This window comes from Neotamlana laminarinivorans, assembly GCF_020523925.1.
Lineage (GTDB): Bacteria > Bacteroidota > Bacteroidia > Flavobacteriales > Flavobacteriaceae > Neotamlana > Neotamlana laminarinivorans.
In genome coordinates, this window is the sequence record NZ_JAJAPW010000002.1 from 177313 (window position 1) to 196485 (window position 19173).

Consider the following 19173-nt stretch of genomic DNA (forward strand, 5'->3'; position numbering starts at 1 on the left):
CTAAAAACCTCAAACCGACAAATTGCAATCCTTTCTTCAACCAAAAATTAAACTTTATTTATTAAAACTTTTTTATCGAAACTAGACTTTGGTGCCTCACACAACGAACATTTATATGTTTCCGGTAAGGCTTCAAAACTAGTGTTTGGCAGAATATTTTGCGTAATATCGCCATATAACTTATTGTAAACTGTTAAACATTCAGTACATTGATAAACTTCTTCCTCTAAAGTTTCAGAAATAACTAATTCGGCTTCTGATTCAGAGCTTTCATTTCCTAAATTTTCAAAATACAGCTTACTTAATTCCATTAATAACCCAGGAAGCTCAACCATATCCACATCTTGAACATGCACTATATATTCTCTTGTATTGGGATCGAAATTTTTAGCGTAAAGTAAATTATAAGTATCTCTAATTATAAAATCTCCAACAGCTTCTGGTGCTTTATTTTTTTCAATAACTATAGAGGTAAAGTTATAAGTAGTACTATCAAAATTGGTTATACCAAAAGTTAAACCATAAGTACTAATATCATTTTGATCGAAATTAGTTACTAAGTATTTTTTTAAGTTTAAAGCATCTTTATCATTTACCGGAATATGCCAATTCATTTCTAACATAGAATGGCGTACATTTATACCAAACTTACCTAAAAATTTCTCCCATTGTAATTTAAACTCTGTCGGAATTCCTTTTACTATAAAGCTTTTCCATGGAGTAATAGATATTTTTCCAATTTTATTTTCTGCACAAATTTCACAAAGTGACTTTAAAAATTTAATATCGTAGCGGTTGTTGCGCCAATACAAACCCAACCAATATTTATCACCAATTCGGTTCATGCCTTCATAATAAGGAAAAGGGTAAAATGGCACTTCAAGTGGCTTATCTACAGTTCTATTATTTGTATCTACTGCATCACTAACAAGCTGAAAAATTGTTTCCACATTTTCAGGGTCTTCTTTAAGCACTTGCTCAATCGCTATTTCTATTTTATCCATATCCCAACTGTATATAAGCGCTGGGTACATTTGTGTTTTTTTCCACCCTGGTAAACGAATGTATAGATACCAATAATCTTGATGATGAGATGCCACAAAATTAATATTACCAGTAAACAAAGGCACTAAGCGCTGTTTAGGATCGGCAACATTTACACGTAACTTTAAATCGTGCTTAAACTGCTCTATAATGTACAAATACCTATCACTAGTTAACCATGACGTACTTGGTAATATATCTGCAGAAACATATGAAGACGATAAATTCTCTACACTATCACGTTTTGGCTTAACAAAGGTAATTTTATCAAATTTGCTAAATTTACTTTCGTCTATTTCTTCGGGAAAAATAATATCTTGTCTCGAGCCAAATGAAATAGCATCTAACCCAAGATATTCTGCAGCTTCGCAAATATATTTTAACTCTCCTGGCGACAGTACACCACCATTAATTCGTAATCTGTATGGCTCTATCATTACGCTAAAACTTTAAAGTTATTTAGAATTTCTCTTACTTCGGTTTTACAACTACCACAACCTAAACCAGCTCCTGTAGAGTTACATAATTCTGTAAAATCTGCACAACCACCACGAATAGCTTCTTGAATGTTACCCACCCCCACTTGACTACAAGAGCATACTAACTCACCTTTTACAGGTTCTGTATTTGATGCGCCACGAAGCAAAGTATCTCGTTTTTCGGCCATTTCAATCTTACTTTCAATCATCGATTTAAATTCGGCAAACTCATTTTTATCACCCATTAAAACTGCACCAATTAGTAGATCGTTTTTAACTATACATTTTTTATAATAGCGCTTTTTTATATCTGTAAAAATTATTTCTTCGTAGCTATCATCATTTTCGGGCACTTTAATCTCTCCTATGCTACATAAGTTTAAATCGTTAAATTTTAAAATATTCATGAGCACAGAACCGTTGTAAGACGATCCTAAATCGCCTGCAATAAAATTAGCTAAAATATTAGCTTGCTCTTCTGCTGCCGAAGTTATCCCGAAAAGCTGATTGTTATATTCTGCAATTTCACCAATAGCAAAAATATCTGGATTAGAAGATTGTAAATGCTGATTTACTTTAACACCTCTTCCGCACAAAATACCATTTTCTCTAGCAATTTCAACATTTGGAATGGTACCAATAGCATAAACAATAGCATTTGCTGTTAAAAATTTACCACTTTTTAAGGTAATATTTAATTCTCCTGTATCTTCATCATCAAAAACCGTACTTACCTCATTATCAAAATAAACCTGTATGCCACGTTCCTGCACATCTAATGACAATAATTTGCTTGAAATACTATCTAACTGGCGCTCCATTAATCTTGAGGCCCGTTGAATAATAGTGATTTTAGCGTTTTTATGTTTCATTGCCGCTGCAAGCTCTAAACCAAGCAAACCTCCGCCAACAATTACCACGTGTTGTTCTTCTGGTGGTAAGCCTGTAGCCTCTAAATAAGCTTTAAAATCATCTGCATCTTTTTTATTACGCATAGTAAATCGCCCTGGCAAATCTATTTGAACATCACGAGGCACAAAGGCACGACTACCTGTTGCTAAAATAAGTTTATCAAAATTATGCTTCTCTTTATTACTATCTATTACGTATTTTTCTTTCTGGTTTATTTCGATTATAAACATTTCAGGATGCACGTTAATATCTAATTTAGAAAGTTCTAATTTCTTGATTTTAAGCAATTGTTCCCAACTTAATTCATCGGTTACATATTCTGGAAGCAACACACGATTGTAAAATAAATTAGGCTCTTTTGAAAACACATGAATATCGTCTACTTCATTTAATTCACGATAATTTTGCACAAACCTAAATGCAGCAGCTCCAGCTCCAACAATTATAATTTTATCTTTTGGCTTTTTATATTTTACAACTTTAACACGAGTGTACTTAAAATCAGGTTCTTTTGAAACTGGATCTATAACCGTATGCGTTAAATTATTAGCTCGATTTAAAGTGTTTTGCAATTGTTTACCCCAATGCATAGGCAGAAAAACCACACCTTTTGCTATATTTTTAGTAACCTTTGCTCTTACACGAACCTCTCCATTTTCGCTGGTTATTTGAGTAATATCACCGTCTTTTATATTATTTAAATATGCATCGACAGGGTTAATTTCCAAAACTGGTTTTGGGTAATGTGTTTTTAATCGTGCTACCTTGCCGGTTTTAGTCATGGTATGCCATTGGTCGCGCACACGACCAGTAGTAAGCACTAAAGGAAAATTATCGTTTGGCTTTACTGCCGTATTTTCTATTGATGAAGGCATATTAAAAATTGCCTTTTTTGATGGTGTATAAAACACCTTATCTTCAAACAAACGTGGTGTTCCTGGATGTCTATATTCTGGAACTGGCCATTGAAAAGTACCTTCAGTTTTTAAACGATCGTAATTAAGAAAAGAGACATCTATATTTGTGCCTTTTGTCATACTACAATACTCATCGTAAATTTCTTCCGTGCTGTTATAATTAAAACCTCTAAACCCCATACGTTGTGCAAAATCGCAGAAAATTTCAACATCTGGTCTAGCCTCACCGGGCGCTTGAATTTCTTTTGGTAAGTATGAAATTCGGCGTTCGGAATTCGTCATTGTCCCTTCTTTTTCCAACCAACCAGCAGCTGGAAGAAGTAAATCGGCATATTCTGTAGTATCCGATTTATGAGATATATCTTGTACCACAACAAACTTAGAGTTTGCCATAGCTTTTTCTATTTTATGCGAATTAGGTAAACTAACCGAAGGGTTTGTACATGCAATCCAGATGGCTTTTAATTTACCAGACTCTAAAGCATCAAACATTTGGGTTGCTGTTAATCCGGGGTTAGGTGAAATTTCTTCAACACCCCAAAACTGAGCGACTTCGCGACGATGTTCTGCATTAGCCAAGTCTTTATGAACAGCTAACAAATTTGCCATTCCACCAACTTCTCGACCGCCCATGGCGTTAGGCTGACCCGTTAATGAAAATGGACCTGCTCCCGGCTTACCTACATTTCCTGTAATTAACGAAAGATTTAAGAGTGATACATTTTTATCGGTTCCTACAACGCTTTGGTTAAGCCCCATTGCCCACATACTAATAAAACCTTTCGAAAGCCCTATTACATCGGCAACCTTACGAATGCTTTTTTCGGGAACACCACAAAGCTTAGAAGCTTGTTTAACCGAAGTTTTAAAAATGAGTTCTTTATAAGCTGTAAAACCATCGGTGTAATTGTTTATAAAATTCTCATCTATTAAACCGCGTTCGTATATACAACGTGCAATAGCATTGTAAAGAATAATATCGGTTCCTGGAATGAGTTGTAAATGAATATCTGCAAAATTTGCCGAATCGGTTTTTCGCGGATCGACAACAATAATTTTAACGTTCGGGTTTTCTTCTTTACGTTTTTCTATTCTTCTAAATAAAATAGGGTGACACCAAGCTGGGTTTGCACCGGTAATTAAAAAACAATCTGCCAACTCAATATCTTCATAAGAAATAGGTACACTATCTTCACCAAATGTTTTTTTATAACCAACAACTGCAGAACTCATGCACAATCTGGAATTAGTATCAATGTTATTAGTTCCTAAAAAGCCTTTAGTTAATTTGTTTGCTATATAATATTCTTCGGTTAAACTTTGACCAGACACGTAAAACGCCACACTATCAGGGCCATATTTTTTTATAATTGTTTTAAAAACACTTGCCGCTCTATCTAGAGCATCATCCCAACTTACACGCTCTCTTGGATGTGAACGGCTCCAGCGCATTTCTGGATACAAAATCCTATCGGAAGTATCGTTAGCTACGTAATGCAGATTCATACCTTTACTGCATAACATACCTTTATTTACCGGATGATCTTTATCTCCTTCTACAAAAACCTTATCATTATTATCTTTTTTAATAACAATTCCGCAGCCTACACCACAATATGAACATGTTGTTTTTACTTCTTTTTTTAACATATCAAAGGTTTTCTTCTAAATTAAGGTAAATTTTGATGTGAATTTGTTTTACAAACCAAAATATAGCACAAATCAAAAATACGTATAAATACTTAATTTTCTAAGTATTTTATACGTATTTTTAAATTTATATGATTTTAACAATAAGAAATTTTACTTTTTAAGAATATGACAAAAAGAAAGCGATTTATACCCTAAAAAATATAAATCGCTTAATATTAAGCTTATACTGACTTAAATAAGCTGGTATTCTTTAGCTTTATTGGTTAGTTCCATTAAATTTTTAACCTCCAGTTTTTTCATTAAGTTAAATCTATGTACCTCTGCAGTTCGTTTACTTATATCTAACTCTTTAGCTATATCTTTATTATTTTTTAGTTGTAAAACCAACTCTAAAATTTGCTTTTCGCGCTTTGTTAGCTTAAAAGGATCCTCTTTATTAATTTGCGGTTTAGGTGCTTCTGCATCAACATTTCCACTAACAAAATTATTTAGCAAAATAGCAGAAACTTCACCTGTAAAATACTTTCCTCCAGAAGCAACAGTATTTAATGCTTTTAAAAATTCATCTTTACTTGCCCCTTTAAGCATATAACCATCTGCACCTGCCTGAATAGATTTTACTACGTATTCCTCTGAGTCATGCATTGACAAAACCAACGCTTTAACATCTGGATGTGTTTGCTTAAGTTCGCCAACAACCTCAATACCATTTTTGTTTGGCATACGAATATCTACAATTAAAACATGAGGCTGTTCGTTGTTAATTATACTTATAGCTTCAACACCATCGGATGCTTCGTTTACTACATTAATACCATCTTGATCTTCTAATAAAGCCTTAATACCATCACGCACTAACACATGATCATCGGCTAAAACCACATTTATAACATCCATAACTTGCTTAGTTTTTAGGTTGGTAAAATTACTAATTTTTCGTTGTTTACTTGTTTTGGTAAAGGAATGTTTAAGGTTACACGTGTACCTTTATCTTTCTCTGAATACAAAAATAAGCGACCATCAATAAATTTTATACGTTCTTTCATGAACGTCATCCCCATACCGCCATCTGCATTTTTTACTTTTTCTACTTTACTAGGATCGAAACCTTTTCCATTATCATCTATTACAATACTAAGTAAGTTTTCACTATGTGATAAAGAAACTATTATATATGAAGAATTAGCATACTTAATAGCATTATTAATAGCTTCTTGTACTATACGATAAATATTTATTTCAACTAAAGAATCTAAACGTTCGTTAAAGTTACTTTTGTTAAAAATTTGAATATTTTTACCCGTAAGTTTACTTAGTTCTTGTGTTAATTTTGTTATTGCCGGAACAATACCATGATCGGACAGTTCTGGAGGCGTTAGGTTAAACGTGGCTGTTCTAACTCCTTTTATAATATTTAAAGCCAATTCTTTTAAATATTCAATTTTTTGTTCTGCTTTTTTAGTATCGTTTAAATTAATACTTTCTAGATTATATTTTAAACCCGTTAACATTTGCCCAATACCATCATGAACATCTTTTGCTATGCGGCTTTGTTCTTTTTCTTGGTTTTCTATTATTTTACTTGATATTACTTTTTGATGATTCATTTTCTCATCAAAACCTTTTTTTGTTAAGCGCTCAATTTCTAGTTGCGCCGATTTTCTGTAAGTTACATCTGAAGCTATTATTAATAATTCAGATTTTTCTTCTGATGTATTAAAAGGAATAAAGGCCATTTCTAACCAAACATCTTGATTATTTTTAGTAGTTGCTTTTACTTCGCCTTGCCAACCAATTTTTTTATATTTAGAAATAATATTTTCTATGGCAACTTGTTCGTTTTCATTAACCGAAAGTACTTCTGCAAAAGAAGCTGACATACTAAACCTTGACACCTTAAACAGCTTAGAAAATTTTTTTCCCATGTGCACCAAAGAGCCGCTAGGGGTAATTCTAGCAAATAGTAAAGTTTCATCCATAGCATAATTTAGGGCTCGCAACTCTCTAATAGATTTTTCTTTTGCTATACTAAGTTCATCCGCTTCAATAGCCATTTGTTTTGCCTTACTTTCTGCTCGTAGCAAATCGGCTAAAGTTGCTCTAATATTTTTTGCGGTTGGCCAAAAAATAAACAAGAATTCAAGTAACAACACTGCCAAAGTAAACAATGTAATAATAGACTCTAACTGGCGCAACCAGTTTACTTTTTTACTTGCTTCTAAATCATATTGATTAACAATATCATCCATTAAAACTAAAAAATCGCTTTCAGCATTTGTAACCGTTTCAATTTCAACTTCGTAAGAAAGCAACGATGAAGGTGTTGTGTTTTCAATTTTTAAAATTATTCCTTTTGCAGCATTTGATATGCTTAAAAAAACAGGATTTAATTTTTGAAATTTTTGTTGAATAGCTTTACCGTTGCCTCCTGGCAAACCCATACTATCGTTACCTTTTTGCAAAGCATAATGTGAGGTTTCCCAAAGGCTTAAGGTTTGTTTTATTTGATTTTTTAACTGAAGTTGAACATCTAAATTTTTAGCTGAATTAAGTTTTAAAATATCTTTTGTAAGCTTTTGGCTAAGCATACGCTGCCTTCCTGCAACATTAATAATTGTTGAATCGCTTTCTTGAGTATTAAGATGCCGCCTAACTAAATACTGACTTACTATAATAGATAGCGCAATTACTGTTAATGCAATAATGTACAACCGGCTTAGTTTACCAAAGGTACGTTGGTCCAATGTGTTGCCGTTGTTACTCATATTATATGTTGTTTTAATTTATGCTAAAGCCTGTTTTATAAGCGCCAAACTTTTTTCTGAATATTTAATTTTTAAGGCTTCTTCGTGGCCTTCATCAGACATTTTAACCCATGTTTTTTGAAGAATATCAATTATTTTTTCATCGGAATGCTTTTCTGCAAATTCTTCAAAATAATAATCTAAAAACACCAAACAAATAACATCTTCTAGTATTTGAGTTTCTTCGTTTTTCTTTATAAGTTTCTTTTTAATTAGGTCGGTTACTCGTTTAATAAACTCAGTGTTATAACCTACTTCTTTTAAAATACCCTCAGTTAAATCGGCATGCATTTTTTTTAAAGCCTCACGCCATTTTAAATACCCAACACGATCCATTGGATATTCTTTTCTATCTATTTTCCAACGACAAATGTGTTGTGCTCGAGCTGCTATTTGCAATGCTCGTGAAGCATTAGGTTTAAATTGTAATAATTTTTGCGACATACGTTGCGAATACAATAATTCCTTTGGAAAATTTAATCCATTAGTTGTATATACATTTGTGTCTTCTGCGTTTTTTTTATCTATTAATGCTATTGCGGTTTCAAATCTTGTAGGCTTCATATGTGTTTATATTAGTCTGCAAAGCCAATATACACAATTTCTTGTTCAATTTTTACAGGATAGGTTGCAATAGGATCTAAATCTCCATTCAAGTTAGTGCCATCTACTAAAGAAAATATTTTTTTATGCAAAGGGCAAGCTACCATGGGCACTCCTTTATGATCGCCAATCATGCCACGACTTAACACCATTTCCTCTTTTTCTGGCGATAAGTTTTGCGTAGCATACCAAGTGTTTAATCTGGCAAAGTTAAAAACGGCAATTTGTAAATCTTTATACTTAACGCAAGCACCACCATCTTTTGGAAAATCGTTAACCGATGCTGCTTTAAACCAAACCTTTACCTCGTCTGGCTTTACGCTTTTATATTTTTTAGCAACTGTAATCATGTTTATGTTTGTGTTTTTAGCTGTAATTATTATTTCCAAGGTTCTGGCATTTTTTGGTCTCTCATTGGCACAAAAACAATGTTGTCGTCTTCTTCTTTGCTATTTACAAAATGGTTAAAACGTTTCATCATTTCTGGATCGTTAACAGCTTGTGTCCATTCGCATTCAAACTTATTAACTAAAGTTTGCATTTCTTCTTCTAAATCTTTTGCAATACCTAATTTATCGTCTATAATTACTTCTTTTAAATATTCAATACCACCTTCTAGTCGTTCTTGCCATGCAGCAGTACGCTGTAACGGTTTTGCTGTTCGCATGTATAACATTAAGTAACGGTCCAGGTATTTAATTACGGTTTCGTTATCAATTTGCTCTGCAAATAATTCGGCATGTCTTGGCGTTGCACCACCGTTACCACCAACGTAAAGATTCCAACCACCTTCAACAGCAATTAAACCAAAATCTTTTCCGCGAGCTTCGGCACATTCACGAATACAACCAGAAACACCACCTTTAATTTTATGCGGGGCACGAATACCACGATAGCGGTTTTCTAGCTCTATACCAAAACTCACACTTTCGTCCATACCGTAACGACACCAAGTAGAACCTACACAGGTTTTTACAGTACGTAGTGATTTACCGTAAGCATGACCACTCTCGAAACCATGTGCTATTAAATCTTTCCAAATTAATGGTAATTGATTTAAGGTTGCACCAAATAAATCGATACGAACACCACCCGTTACTTTTGTATATAAATCGTATTTTTTAGCTATTTCGCCAAGTGCAATTAACTTATCTGGTGTAATTTCTCCACCAGGAACTCTTGGCACTACAGAATACGTCCCGTTTCGTTGAATATTCGCTAAAAATCTATCATTTGAATCTTGAATAGCATATTCTTTATTAGCAGTATCGGCATGAATACTCGCCATTAAAGACGCTACTACAGGCTTACACAGCTCACAACCATGACCACCGTTTCCGTGATTATCTAGAACCTCATTAAAAGTTTGGTAACCTTTAACTTGAATAATTTTATATAAATCTTGACGGTTATAATCGAAATGCTCGCAAATAGTATCTTTAACCTCAATACCTAAAGATTTTAAAGTTGCTTCGGTAATATCTTTAACCATTGGTTTACAACCACCACAACCTGTTCCTGCTTTTGTACAAGATACAACATCGGCTAAATCTTTAGCTTCACCACTTTCAATAGCGCCACAAATTTGTCCTTTAGTTACGCTTTCGCACGAACATACTTGAGCATCGTCTGGTAAATCCATAACATCGCCAAAGGCCGCAGCACCATCGCTAGTTGGTAAAATTAATTGTGCTGGCTCTTCTGGAATAGCCATACTATTCATATACATTTGGTGTAACATATTATAATCGGCAGCATCGCCAACTAAAATTCCACCAAGAAGTGTTTTTCTATCTAAACTTACATTAATACGTTTATATAAAAATTTCGTTTTATCTTCATAAATTATTGAATGACCTTTTGAAGCTGGCATAAAAGGCTCTCCAAAACTCGCAACATCTACACCAATTAATTTCAGTTTTGTAGACATATCAATTTCTTCTGGCATTTCAGCACTAGCATCTCCTAGAACTTGCTTTACCGCAATATCTGCCATATCATATCCTGGAGCCACTAAACCATAAATCATTTGGTTTAACAAGGCCACCTCACCAATAGCATAAATATTCTCGTCTGATGTTTGCATTTTATTATTCACAACAATACCGCCACGAACACCAACTTCTAAATCGCATGTTTTAGCAAGCTCATCTCTTGGACGAATACCTGCGGAAACAATTAACATATCAACATCTAAAACATCATCTTCACCAAACTCCATTCCCACAATAGCATCGTCTCCTAAAATTTGATTAGTTGCTTTGCTTAAATGAATATTTAAACCAATAGATTCTAATTTTAACTGAAGCACTTTACTACTTCTAGAATCTAATTGTCTTGGCATTAATTTAGGCGCAAACTCTACAATATGTGGTTCTAAGCCCATATCTAAAACAGCTTTACCAGCCTCTAAACCAAGTAAACCACCACCTAAAACAGCCGCTTTAGCATCTGGATTAGTCTTTTTTAAATCGGCAGCATAAGCTAGCATGCCTTCCAAATCTTCAATAGTTCTGTAAACAAAAACCCCTTTTTTCTCAACACCTTTAATTGGCGGCACAAAAGGTGAAGATCCTGTAGCAAGAATTAAATAATCGTAAGTAAAGGTTCTATCTTTTGATGTGGTAATTGTTTTAGAATCGCGATGTATATCTACCACACGTTCGTTCGTCACCAAATCGATTCCGTTTTCTACATACCATTCGGCAGGAGCCATTTCTAAGGCTTTAGCATCTTGATTTGCAAAATATTCACTTAAATGAACACGATCGTACGCCGGACGAGGTTCTTCTCCAAAAACCGTTAACTTAAAAGTATCATCGGTAGCTTGTTGTACAAACTTTTCGCAAAACTTGTAACCTACCATACCATTACCTACTACAATAATTTTTTTCATAACTACGTATTTTCAAAACAAATATAAGTAAAAACTACGTAATTATACTTAATTTTTAATTTTAAAATGAAGAAAACACACATTATTATGAAATTATTAAATTGAAATATTAAAAATTACGCATAAAACAAAATACCAATATTAATATTTACAAAAAATACAATTTCTTTAAAATGAATATAAAACCCTGTTTTCTATAGTTATACTTTTAGTTACCTTTGTAAACTTTAATATACAAGTTTATGATTTATTCCATGACAGGTTACGGAAAATCTGTTTTACAACTACCTACAAAGAAAATAACTATCGAGCTAAAGTCTTTAAATAGCAAAAATTTAGACTTAAATGCAAGAATGCCTTCTATTTACAGAGAAAAAGAGCTAGCAATAAGAAAGCTACTTGCTAATGAATTAGTTAGAGGCAAAGTAGATTTTTCAATTTACGTTGAAGCTACCGCCGATGATTCTTCTACACAAATAAACACTCCCGTTGTTAAACAATACATGGAGCAGTTAAAATCTGTAGTTGATGCAAATGAAGTAGAGCTACTTAAAATGGCTGTTAGATTTCCTGATACTCTAAACACAGTTAGAGAAGAAATTAATGAAGATGAATGGAATGCTATACAAACTGAAATAAACACAGCAATTAGCGATCTAATTAATCATAGGCAAAACGAGGGTAAGGTTTTAGAAGAAGACTTTAATAACCGCGTAAAAACTATTGAAATTCTTTTAAACCAAGTTGCCGAAATGGATCCGGAGCGAGTTGAAGCTGTGAGAGAACGTTTACTAAAAGGTGTTGAAGAATTAAAAGAAAAGTACGATGAAAACAGATTTGAACAAGAACTTGTGTATTATATTGAAAAATTTGACATAACCGAAGAAAAAGTTCGGCTAAAAAACCACCTAAACTATTTTATAGAATCTTTAAACACTAAAGATTCTAACGGAAAAAAACTAGGCTTTATAAGCCAAGAAATGGGTAGAGAAATAAATACTATTGGCTCGAAAAGCAATTATGCACCAATGCAACAACTTGTGGTACAAATGAAAGACGAGCTAGAAAAAATTAAAGAACAATTACTAAACGTACTTTAATAAAACACCTTACTTAAGTGACTAAAGAAACCAAAAAACAAGGCAAACTTATAGTGTTTTCTGCTCCTTCTGGCTCAGGCAAAACTACAATTGTTAGGCATTTATTAAAAAAAGAACAATTAAATTTAGAGTTTTCAATATCTGCAACATCCCGTGAAAAACGAGGAAACGAAATTGATGGTAAGGATTACTATTTCTTATCTGCCAAAGAATTTAAAAATAAAATTAAAACAGACGAATTTTTAGAGTGGGAAGAAGTATACCGCGATAATTTTTATGGCACTTTAAAAACCGAAGTAGAGCGCATTTGGGCGAAAGGTAAAAATGTAATTTTTGATATAGATGTTTCTGGCGGCTTGCGTATAAAACGAAAGTTTCCAGAGAATACTCTGGCTATTTTTGTAAAACCCCCAAGTATTGATGAACTTAAAATTAGGCTTAAAAAACGTAAAACCGAAAGTGCCGATAAAATAAATATGCGTGTGGCAAAAGCATCTGCAGAATTAGCAACAGCACCACTTTTTGATACTATAGTAGTAAACGACAATTTAGAAAATGCCTTAACTGAAGCCGAAAAACTAGTTAACAACTTTGTAAATTCATAAAAACCCATGAAAATTGGTTTATATTTTGGCTCTTTTAACCCTATACATATTGGACATTTAATTATAGCCAACCACTTAGCAGAAAACAGCGACTTAGATCAAATTTGGTTTGTAGTTACACCCCACAACCCTTTTAAAAAGAAAAGTAGTTTGCTAGATAATTACCAACGGCTAGAAATGGTTCATCTGGCCACAGAAGATTATGATAAGTTAAAACCTAGCAATATTGAATTTAACTTACCTCAGCCAAATTACACCGTTAACACATTAGCTTACCTTCAAGAAAAACACCCCAACTATGAGTTTGCTTTAATTATGGGGGAAGATAATTTAAAGAGTCTTCACAAATGGAAAAATTATGATGTTATTCTAGAAAATCATCACATTTATGTTTACCCTAGAATTTCAAACAAAACAGCTCCTGTACATTTATTAAATCATAACAAAATACATACTATTGATGCCCCAATAATCCAAATTTCATCAACTCATATACGCAATTCAATAAAAGCAAATAAAAATATTAAACCACTAGTTTCTTCCTCTGTATGGCAATACCTAGATGAAATGAATTTTTATAAATAGTTAAAATAATGACTCTTAAAGTTTTGTAAGTTTATTTACATAATTATACACCATATATACATAATACCAACTAGAAATTTGTAAATAAAGTACTATTTTAGATGACTGATAACTTTATTTTTAAAGAATGGAAGGTAAAAATTCTGATTTATATGTAGTTGGTATCGGTGCTTCTGCAGGTGGTTTAGATGCTATACAAACCCTATTTGACAATATTCCAAATAATTCAGGTATAGCCTTTGTGATTATTCAGCATTTATCTCCAGATTTTAAAAGCTTAATGCCCGAATTACTTAGTAAGCATACTAAAATGCCTATTTTTACGGCAGAAGATAAACAAACCATTAAACCTAACTGTATATACCTTAATCAACGAAACAAAAACTTACATATAAAAGGTTCCGAACTTTATTTACTAGATAAAGGCCCTAAAAATAATTTAAATTTACCAATAGATATTTTTTTTCATACACTAGGTGAAGAGTACAAAGAGCGTTCGGTTGGTGTTATTTTATCTGGAACTGGTTCAGATGGGTCTAGAGGTATAAGAACTATAAAGGAAGGCAATGGCACTATTATAGTACAAGACCCAATTACAGCTCAATTTGATGGCATGCCTAACTCTGCCATTTCTACTAATTTAGCCGATTACGTTTTAAGCCCGGTTCAAATTGCAGCACTTTTTCAAGATAAACCTATTAAGCATAAAATAGCTATTGATTTAGACACACATTCATCTAACGAAGCTTTAATTGACAATATTCTAGATGTCATTTATAAATTTTCTGGAATTAATTTTAAAGAATATAAGAAAAATACCCTTTTACGTAGGCTTGAAAAACGTATGAATATTAAAAACATTCATCAGCTCTATGATTATTTAACATACCTTAAAAGCAACGACGAAGAAAAGCAAATTTTAAAAGATGATTTTTTAATAGGAGTTACACGTTTTTTTAGAGACAAAGAGGCTTTTTCAATTTTAAACCAAAATGTAATTGCCGAAATATGTAAATCAAAAAAAAATGCAGAAACTATAAGGGTTTGGGTTGCTGCTTGCTCCACTGGGGAAGAAGTTTATTCAATAGCCATTTTAATAGACGATTATATTCGCACAAATAATTTAGGCATAGATTTTAAAATTTTCGCTACAGATATAGATCCTAAGGCTCTTGCCATAGCTAGCATTGGCGCTTACCATGTTAATATTGTAAGCGAAATAGATAAATCGTATTTAGATCGTTATTTTTTAAGAACAGGCAATAAAATCCAAATTATAAAACGCTTGAGAGAAAAAATAGTTTTCTCTAATCATAACCTAATTAAAGACCCTCCTTTTATTAGAATGGATTTAATTTCTTGTAGAAACTTACTTATTTATTTTGATAATAAAGTGCAAAAGAAAGTTATGTATAACTTTCAATTTGCATTAAATAAATATGGGTATTTATTTTTAGGAAATAGCGAAACTCTTGGCGAAGTTTCAAAATTATATAAAACCATTGATGTTAAATGGAAAATTTTTCAAAACATTTCGTCAACAAAACATATACCTTCTCAAAATAACTCTATAGAAAGAGTAAGCACATTATCATACAAAACACCTTTTGAGTCTCTTCCAACAACATCTTTTCACAGAGACAAAGAAAACCCAGAGTTAATATTTCATAAATACCTAAGTAAAAAATATGGTCCTGCATCTATATTTATAGACGAAAACTATAATATATTATTCATAAAAGGTGATGCTGGTAAACGCCTAATGCATAAAGAAGGTGTTTTTCAAAATAATCTGCTAAATATTGTACATCCAGATGTTGCATCAATAATTAGGAACGGGGTTAGAAAACTAAACATCGAAAAAAAATCTGTTTCTATAAAAGGTGTTACAAACAAAACTACAGATAATAACCTAACTTTCGATTTAACTTTTCATAAACCAAACAAAGAGGAAGGCTTAAGCGATTGTTATTTAATTGAGTTTAGTAACGACAAAGCTATAGATCTTTCAGATTCTATTGTAATAAATAATGTAAACTTAAACGAAGCTTCGAGTCAACGTTTAGAAGATTTAGAAAACGAACTTAAATTTGTTAAAACAGAGCTACAAAATGCTATTGAAGAGTTAGAAACAAGTAACGAAGAGTTGCAATCATCCAACGAAGAGCTAATGGCATCAAACGAAGAACTTCAAAGTACAAACGAAGAACTTCAATCTGTAAATGAAGAATTATACACCGTAAACTCAGAACTTCAAGAAAAAAACACCGAGCTAACCAACCTTAGTAACGATGTTACTAACCTTTTAGACAATACAGATATTGCCACCTTATTTTTAGATACAGACTTAAGAATACGAAAATTTACGCCAGCATTAAAACAAGTGTTTAGCTTAAGGGAAACAGACTTAGGGAGGCCTTTATCTAGTTTTACATCAAACTTTAACGAAGAGACTAGAGAAGCAATAATTAAAGATTCTGAGCTCGTTCTAAAAAAACTAATAACCGTAGAAAAACAATTAAAAGATAAATTTGGTAATTTTTATTTACAGCGAATAAGTCCATTTATAACAGCCTCAAAAAATATAAATGGTGTTGTAATAACTCTAGATAATATAAACAAACTAAAAGAAATTGAAAAAGAGCTAGCACAAACAGAACGTAGATATCATAGAGTTTTTGAAAACCTAAGTGAAGGCTTTATTCAAGCCAAAGCTATTATTAACGACAAAAACAGAATAATAGATTGGAAAATTATTGATTTTAACCAAAAGCTAGAAGAAATATTTAATTTAAAAGAAAAATTAACAGGATTAAGTATTTTAGATTTAGAACCCTATACTTTAACCAATATTGAAAGTTGGATTGGTGCTTTTGAAAAAACAGCTTTAACCGAAAAAGACCATTTTATTGACAACTTTACAACCAAAAATAATAAACATTTTTATGTACACTTATTCTCTCCAGGAGAAAACGAAATAGCAGCAACTTTTACTGATGTTACAGAACTTAAAAACCAAAAGGAAGCTTTAGCTAAAAGTGAAGCTGAACTTACTAGAGTCCAATCTCTAGCAGAAATAGGAAGTTGGCATTTAGACTTAAAAACAAATGAAGTTGAGTGGACCAAAGAACTTTATAAAATATTTAATTGGGATTATAAATTACCACCACCAAACTTAAGCGAAACTGAAAAAATATTAACTTCAAAAAGCTGGGTAATATTGAATAATGCAATAACTAATACTGTAAAAACAGGAAAACCCTACGAAATTGAACTTAATTTAAAAACAGATAAAAATAAAAATACCTGGATTTGGTCTAGAGGAGAAACCGTAAAAGACAATAATGGCAATGTAATAGGCCTCAGAGGTGCCGCTCAAAACATCACAGAATCTAAATCTGTAGAAAAAGAACTTATTATTGCACGAAAAAATGCAGAACTAGCTAACGCACATAAAAATTATTTCTTGGCTAACATGAGTCACGAAATAAGAACACCAATGAACGGTGTTTTAGGCTTCTCCGAGTTATTAAAAAACGATCAACTATCAACAAAAGACAGACTAAAGTATCTTGAAATTATAGATAGCAACTCGAAACAATTATTAAATTTAATAGATGATATTATTGATATAGCTAAAATAGAATCTGAAGAAATAAAAATACTATATAAGCCATGTCATTTACCTAATCTTATTAAAAATTTAGAAATAACCTACAACCAATTAAAATTAAGCAAGTATAAAAAAGATGATATAGACATAAAGGTTAAAATACCAGAAAACTATAAAAACCTTGTAGTGATTACCGATATTCAACGTTTGCAACAAATACTCTCAAACCTATTAAATAACGCTTTAAAATTTTCTTTAGAAGGAGAAATATCTTTTGGTTTTAATGTTATTAAAAATGAAATTATCTTTTTTGTAAAAGATCAAGGTATCGGTATTAAAAAAGAAAAACAAAAAGAAGTTTTTGAAAGATTCAAACAAGTAAACTACAATGATAATGCAAACTATCGTGGCACTGGACTTGGGCTTGCCATTTCTAAAGGTTTAGTAAATCTACTTGGTGGAGAAATGAAACTGCAATCAGAATATGGAAAAGGAACATTATTCGAGTTTACTTTACCTCTTAAACAAGGCAGCCTTAACTCTAATAAGAAAAAAATCTCCAATGTAAACGAAAGTGAATTTTTAAAAGGAAAAAATATTTTAATTGCAGAAGATGATTCGTTAGTGCAACTATTATTTAAAATAGTGCTAAAAAACACAAATGCTAACATTTTATTTGCAAACAATGGAAAAGAAGCTGTAAAAATTTTTAATGAACATACATGCGATATTGTATTGCTAGATATTAGAATGCCAGAAATGAACGGCATTGATGCTCTAGACAAAATTATAGCAATTAACCCTCAAGCAAAAGTAATTATGCAAACTGCATATGCCATGCCAGAGGAAAAAGAAAAATGCTTTAATAAAGGCTGCGTTGGTTATTTAACAAAACCTGTTGCTAAAGAAGATTTGTTTGAAGAATTAAATAAATGGATAAAATAGGCCCTACTATTTTAAAGAAAAAAATGACATTTTATTTGTTTTAGATAGTATTTTAAAGAAAGAATTACTGTTTTTATCGAAAATAAAACTTAAATAATACATAGATTTAAATTTATTTTAAATTTACACTATTACAAACAACAAACCCTAAACACATGAAAACTAAAAAACTGTACAAAAAAATTGCCTCTGTAAGCTTTATATTAGCTATTACTTGTAGTAACAATTTATTTGCTTCTACCAACAAAGGATCATGGATAGATTTGTGGAGTCAAAACAGAGACTCTTCTTCAAACAGCCATACTTCTGTTCCAATAGACGGAGGATTAGGTATTTTAGTATTAGGTGCTGCTGCATTAGGCGCTAAAAAATTAAGACAAAACAAAAATGCTTAAACTCAATAGTTTACTGAAAAATATACCAAAACCAATAAGGCTTTTCCTCGGAAAGGCCTTATTAATTTTTGTTGTTTGGAAATTACTCTATGGCTTTTATTTGTCAGATTCTAAAATTTTAGACCATCCTTTAACTACTCATGTAGGTAAAGCTTCAGCATATCTACTTAATAATTTTAGCCCAATGAGTGGTTTTAGGTCTGAGAGAAAATTATCGACATATTTGGTTGATGGAGAATTAGAAGTTCGAGAAATTGCATCTCAAATTTTTCATAATGACACGCTTGTTTTATACATAGCAGATAACTGTAACGCTTTAGAACTTTTCATTCTGTATATTGGTTTTATTATTTGTATGCCTTCAAAGTTTTGGCGCAAAGTTATATATATTGTTTTAGGCGTAATTTTAATAGACTTAATAAACATTTTTAGATGTATGGGATTAATATATTTACGTGAATATTATCATGCCTATTTTGATTTCGCTCATCATTTCCTTTTCAAAGCCATAGTATACACTTTTACACTTTTAATATGGATGCGTTTTTCACGTAATATTAATTTTAAAAATTCTAATGAATCTTTACAAATCGGATAAAACTCGCTTTGCAGTTGGCCTTAT

Annotated in this window: 13 protein-coding genes; 6 read left to right on the plus strand and 7 right to left on the minus strand. The window is 31.9% G+C overall.

Features of this window, described 5'->3' with window-relative positions; all coding sequences use genetic code 11:
* Positions 1-47: 47 nt before the first annotated feature.
* From LG649_RS04600 to nirB, 7 genes are all read right to left on the minus strand, one after another.
* On the minus strand, positions 48-1481 hold the full coding sequence (locus LG649_RS04600; protein ID WP_226541504.1) for a rubredoxin domain-containing protein: 1434 nt from the start codon (positions 1479-1481) through the stop codon (positions 48-50).
* Complete coding sequence (locus LG649_RS04605) at positions 1481-5002, minus strand: nitrate reductase (RefSeq protein WP_226541517.1); 3522 nt, start codon at positions 5000-5002, stop codon at positions 1481-1483. Before LG649_RS04605 ends, LG649_RS04600 begins: the two co-directional genes overlap by 1 nt.
* Positions 5003-5236: 234 nt before the next feature.
* On the minus strand, positions 5237-5902 hold the full coding sequence (locus tag LG649_RS04610) for a response regulator transcription factor (protein ID WP_226541520.1): 666 nt from the start codon (positions 5900-5902) through the stop codon (positions 5237-5239).
* Between the two features lie 14 nt (positions 5903-5916).
* Positions 5917-7770 (minus strand): sensor histidine kinase, encoded by a 1854-nt coding sequence (locus LG649_RS04615; protein WP_226541522.1) that lies wholly within the window; start codon positions 7768-7770, stop codon positions 5917-5919.
* 18 nt (positions 7771-7788) lie between these two features.
* The gene (locus LG649_RS04620) at positions 7789-8373 is read right to left on the minus strand and encodes a DUF4202 domain-containing protein (RefSeq protein ID WP_226541525.1); all 585 of its coding nucleotides are present in this window, start codon (positions 8371-8373) and stop codon (positions 7789-7791) included.
* Positions 8374-8384: 11 nt separating this feature from the next.
* A complete protein-coding gene (nirD, locus tag LG649_RS04625; protein WP_226542543.1) occupies positions 8385-8762 on the minus strand; it encodes a nitrite reductase small subunit NirD in 378 nt (125 codons plus the stop codon).
* Between the two features lie 29 nt (positions 8763-8791).
* Positions 8792-11308 (minus strand): nitrite reductase large subunit NirB, encoded by a 2517-nt coding sequence (nirB, locus tag LG649_RS04630; protein ID WP_226541527.1) that lies wholly within the window; start codon positions 11306-11308, stop codon positions 8792-8794.
* Positions 11309-11550: 242 nt separating this feature from the next.
* On the opposite strand from nirB, the gene LG649_RS04635 reads away from it, so the two are divergent.
* From LG649_RS04635 to LG649_RS04660, 6 genes are all read left to right on the plus strand, one after another.
* Complete coding sequence (locus LG649_RS04635) at positions 11551-12408, plus strand: YicC/YloC family endoribonuclease (protein WP_226541529.1); 858 nt, start codon at positions 11551-11553, stop codon at positions 12406-12408.
* Positions 12409-12425: 17 nt separating this feature from the next.
* Complete coding sequence (gmk, locus tag LG649_RS04640) at positions 12426-13013, plus strand: guanylate kinase (protein WP_226541532.1); 588 nt, start codon at positions 12426-12428, stop codon at positions 13011-13013.
* A 6-nt stretch (positions 13014-13019) separates the two neighbouring features.
* Positions 13020-13598 carry a nicotinate (nicotinamide) nucleotide adenylyltransferase gene (nadD, locus tag LG649_RS04645; protein ID WP_226541535.1) on the plus strand — a complete coding sequence of 193 codons (579 nt, stop codon included), beginning with the start codon at positions 13020-13022 and terminating at the stop codon, positions 13596-13598.
* 127 nt (positions 13599-13725) lie between these two features.
* On the plus strand, positions 13726-18156 hold the full coding sequence (locus LG649_RS04650; protein WP_226541537.1) for a chemotaxis protein CheB: 4431 nt from the start codon (positions 13726-13728) through the stop codon (positions 18154-18156).
* 155 nt (positions 18157-18311) lie between these two features.
* The gene (locus tag LG649_RS04655; protein WP_226541540.1) at positions 18312-18551 is read left to right on the plus strand and encodes a PID-CTERM protein-sorting domain-containing protein; all 240 of its coding nucleotides are present in this window, start codon (positions 18312-18314) and stop codon (positions 18549-18551) included.
* 100 nt (positions 18552-18651) lie between these two features.
* A complete protein-coding gene (locus tag LG649_RS04660) occupies positions 18652-19149 on the plus strand; it encodes an archaeosortase/exosortase family protein (protein WP_226541541.1) in 498 nt (165 codons plus the stop codon).
* Positions 19150-19173: the final 24 nt, after the last annotated feature.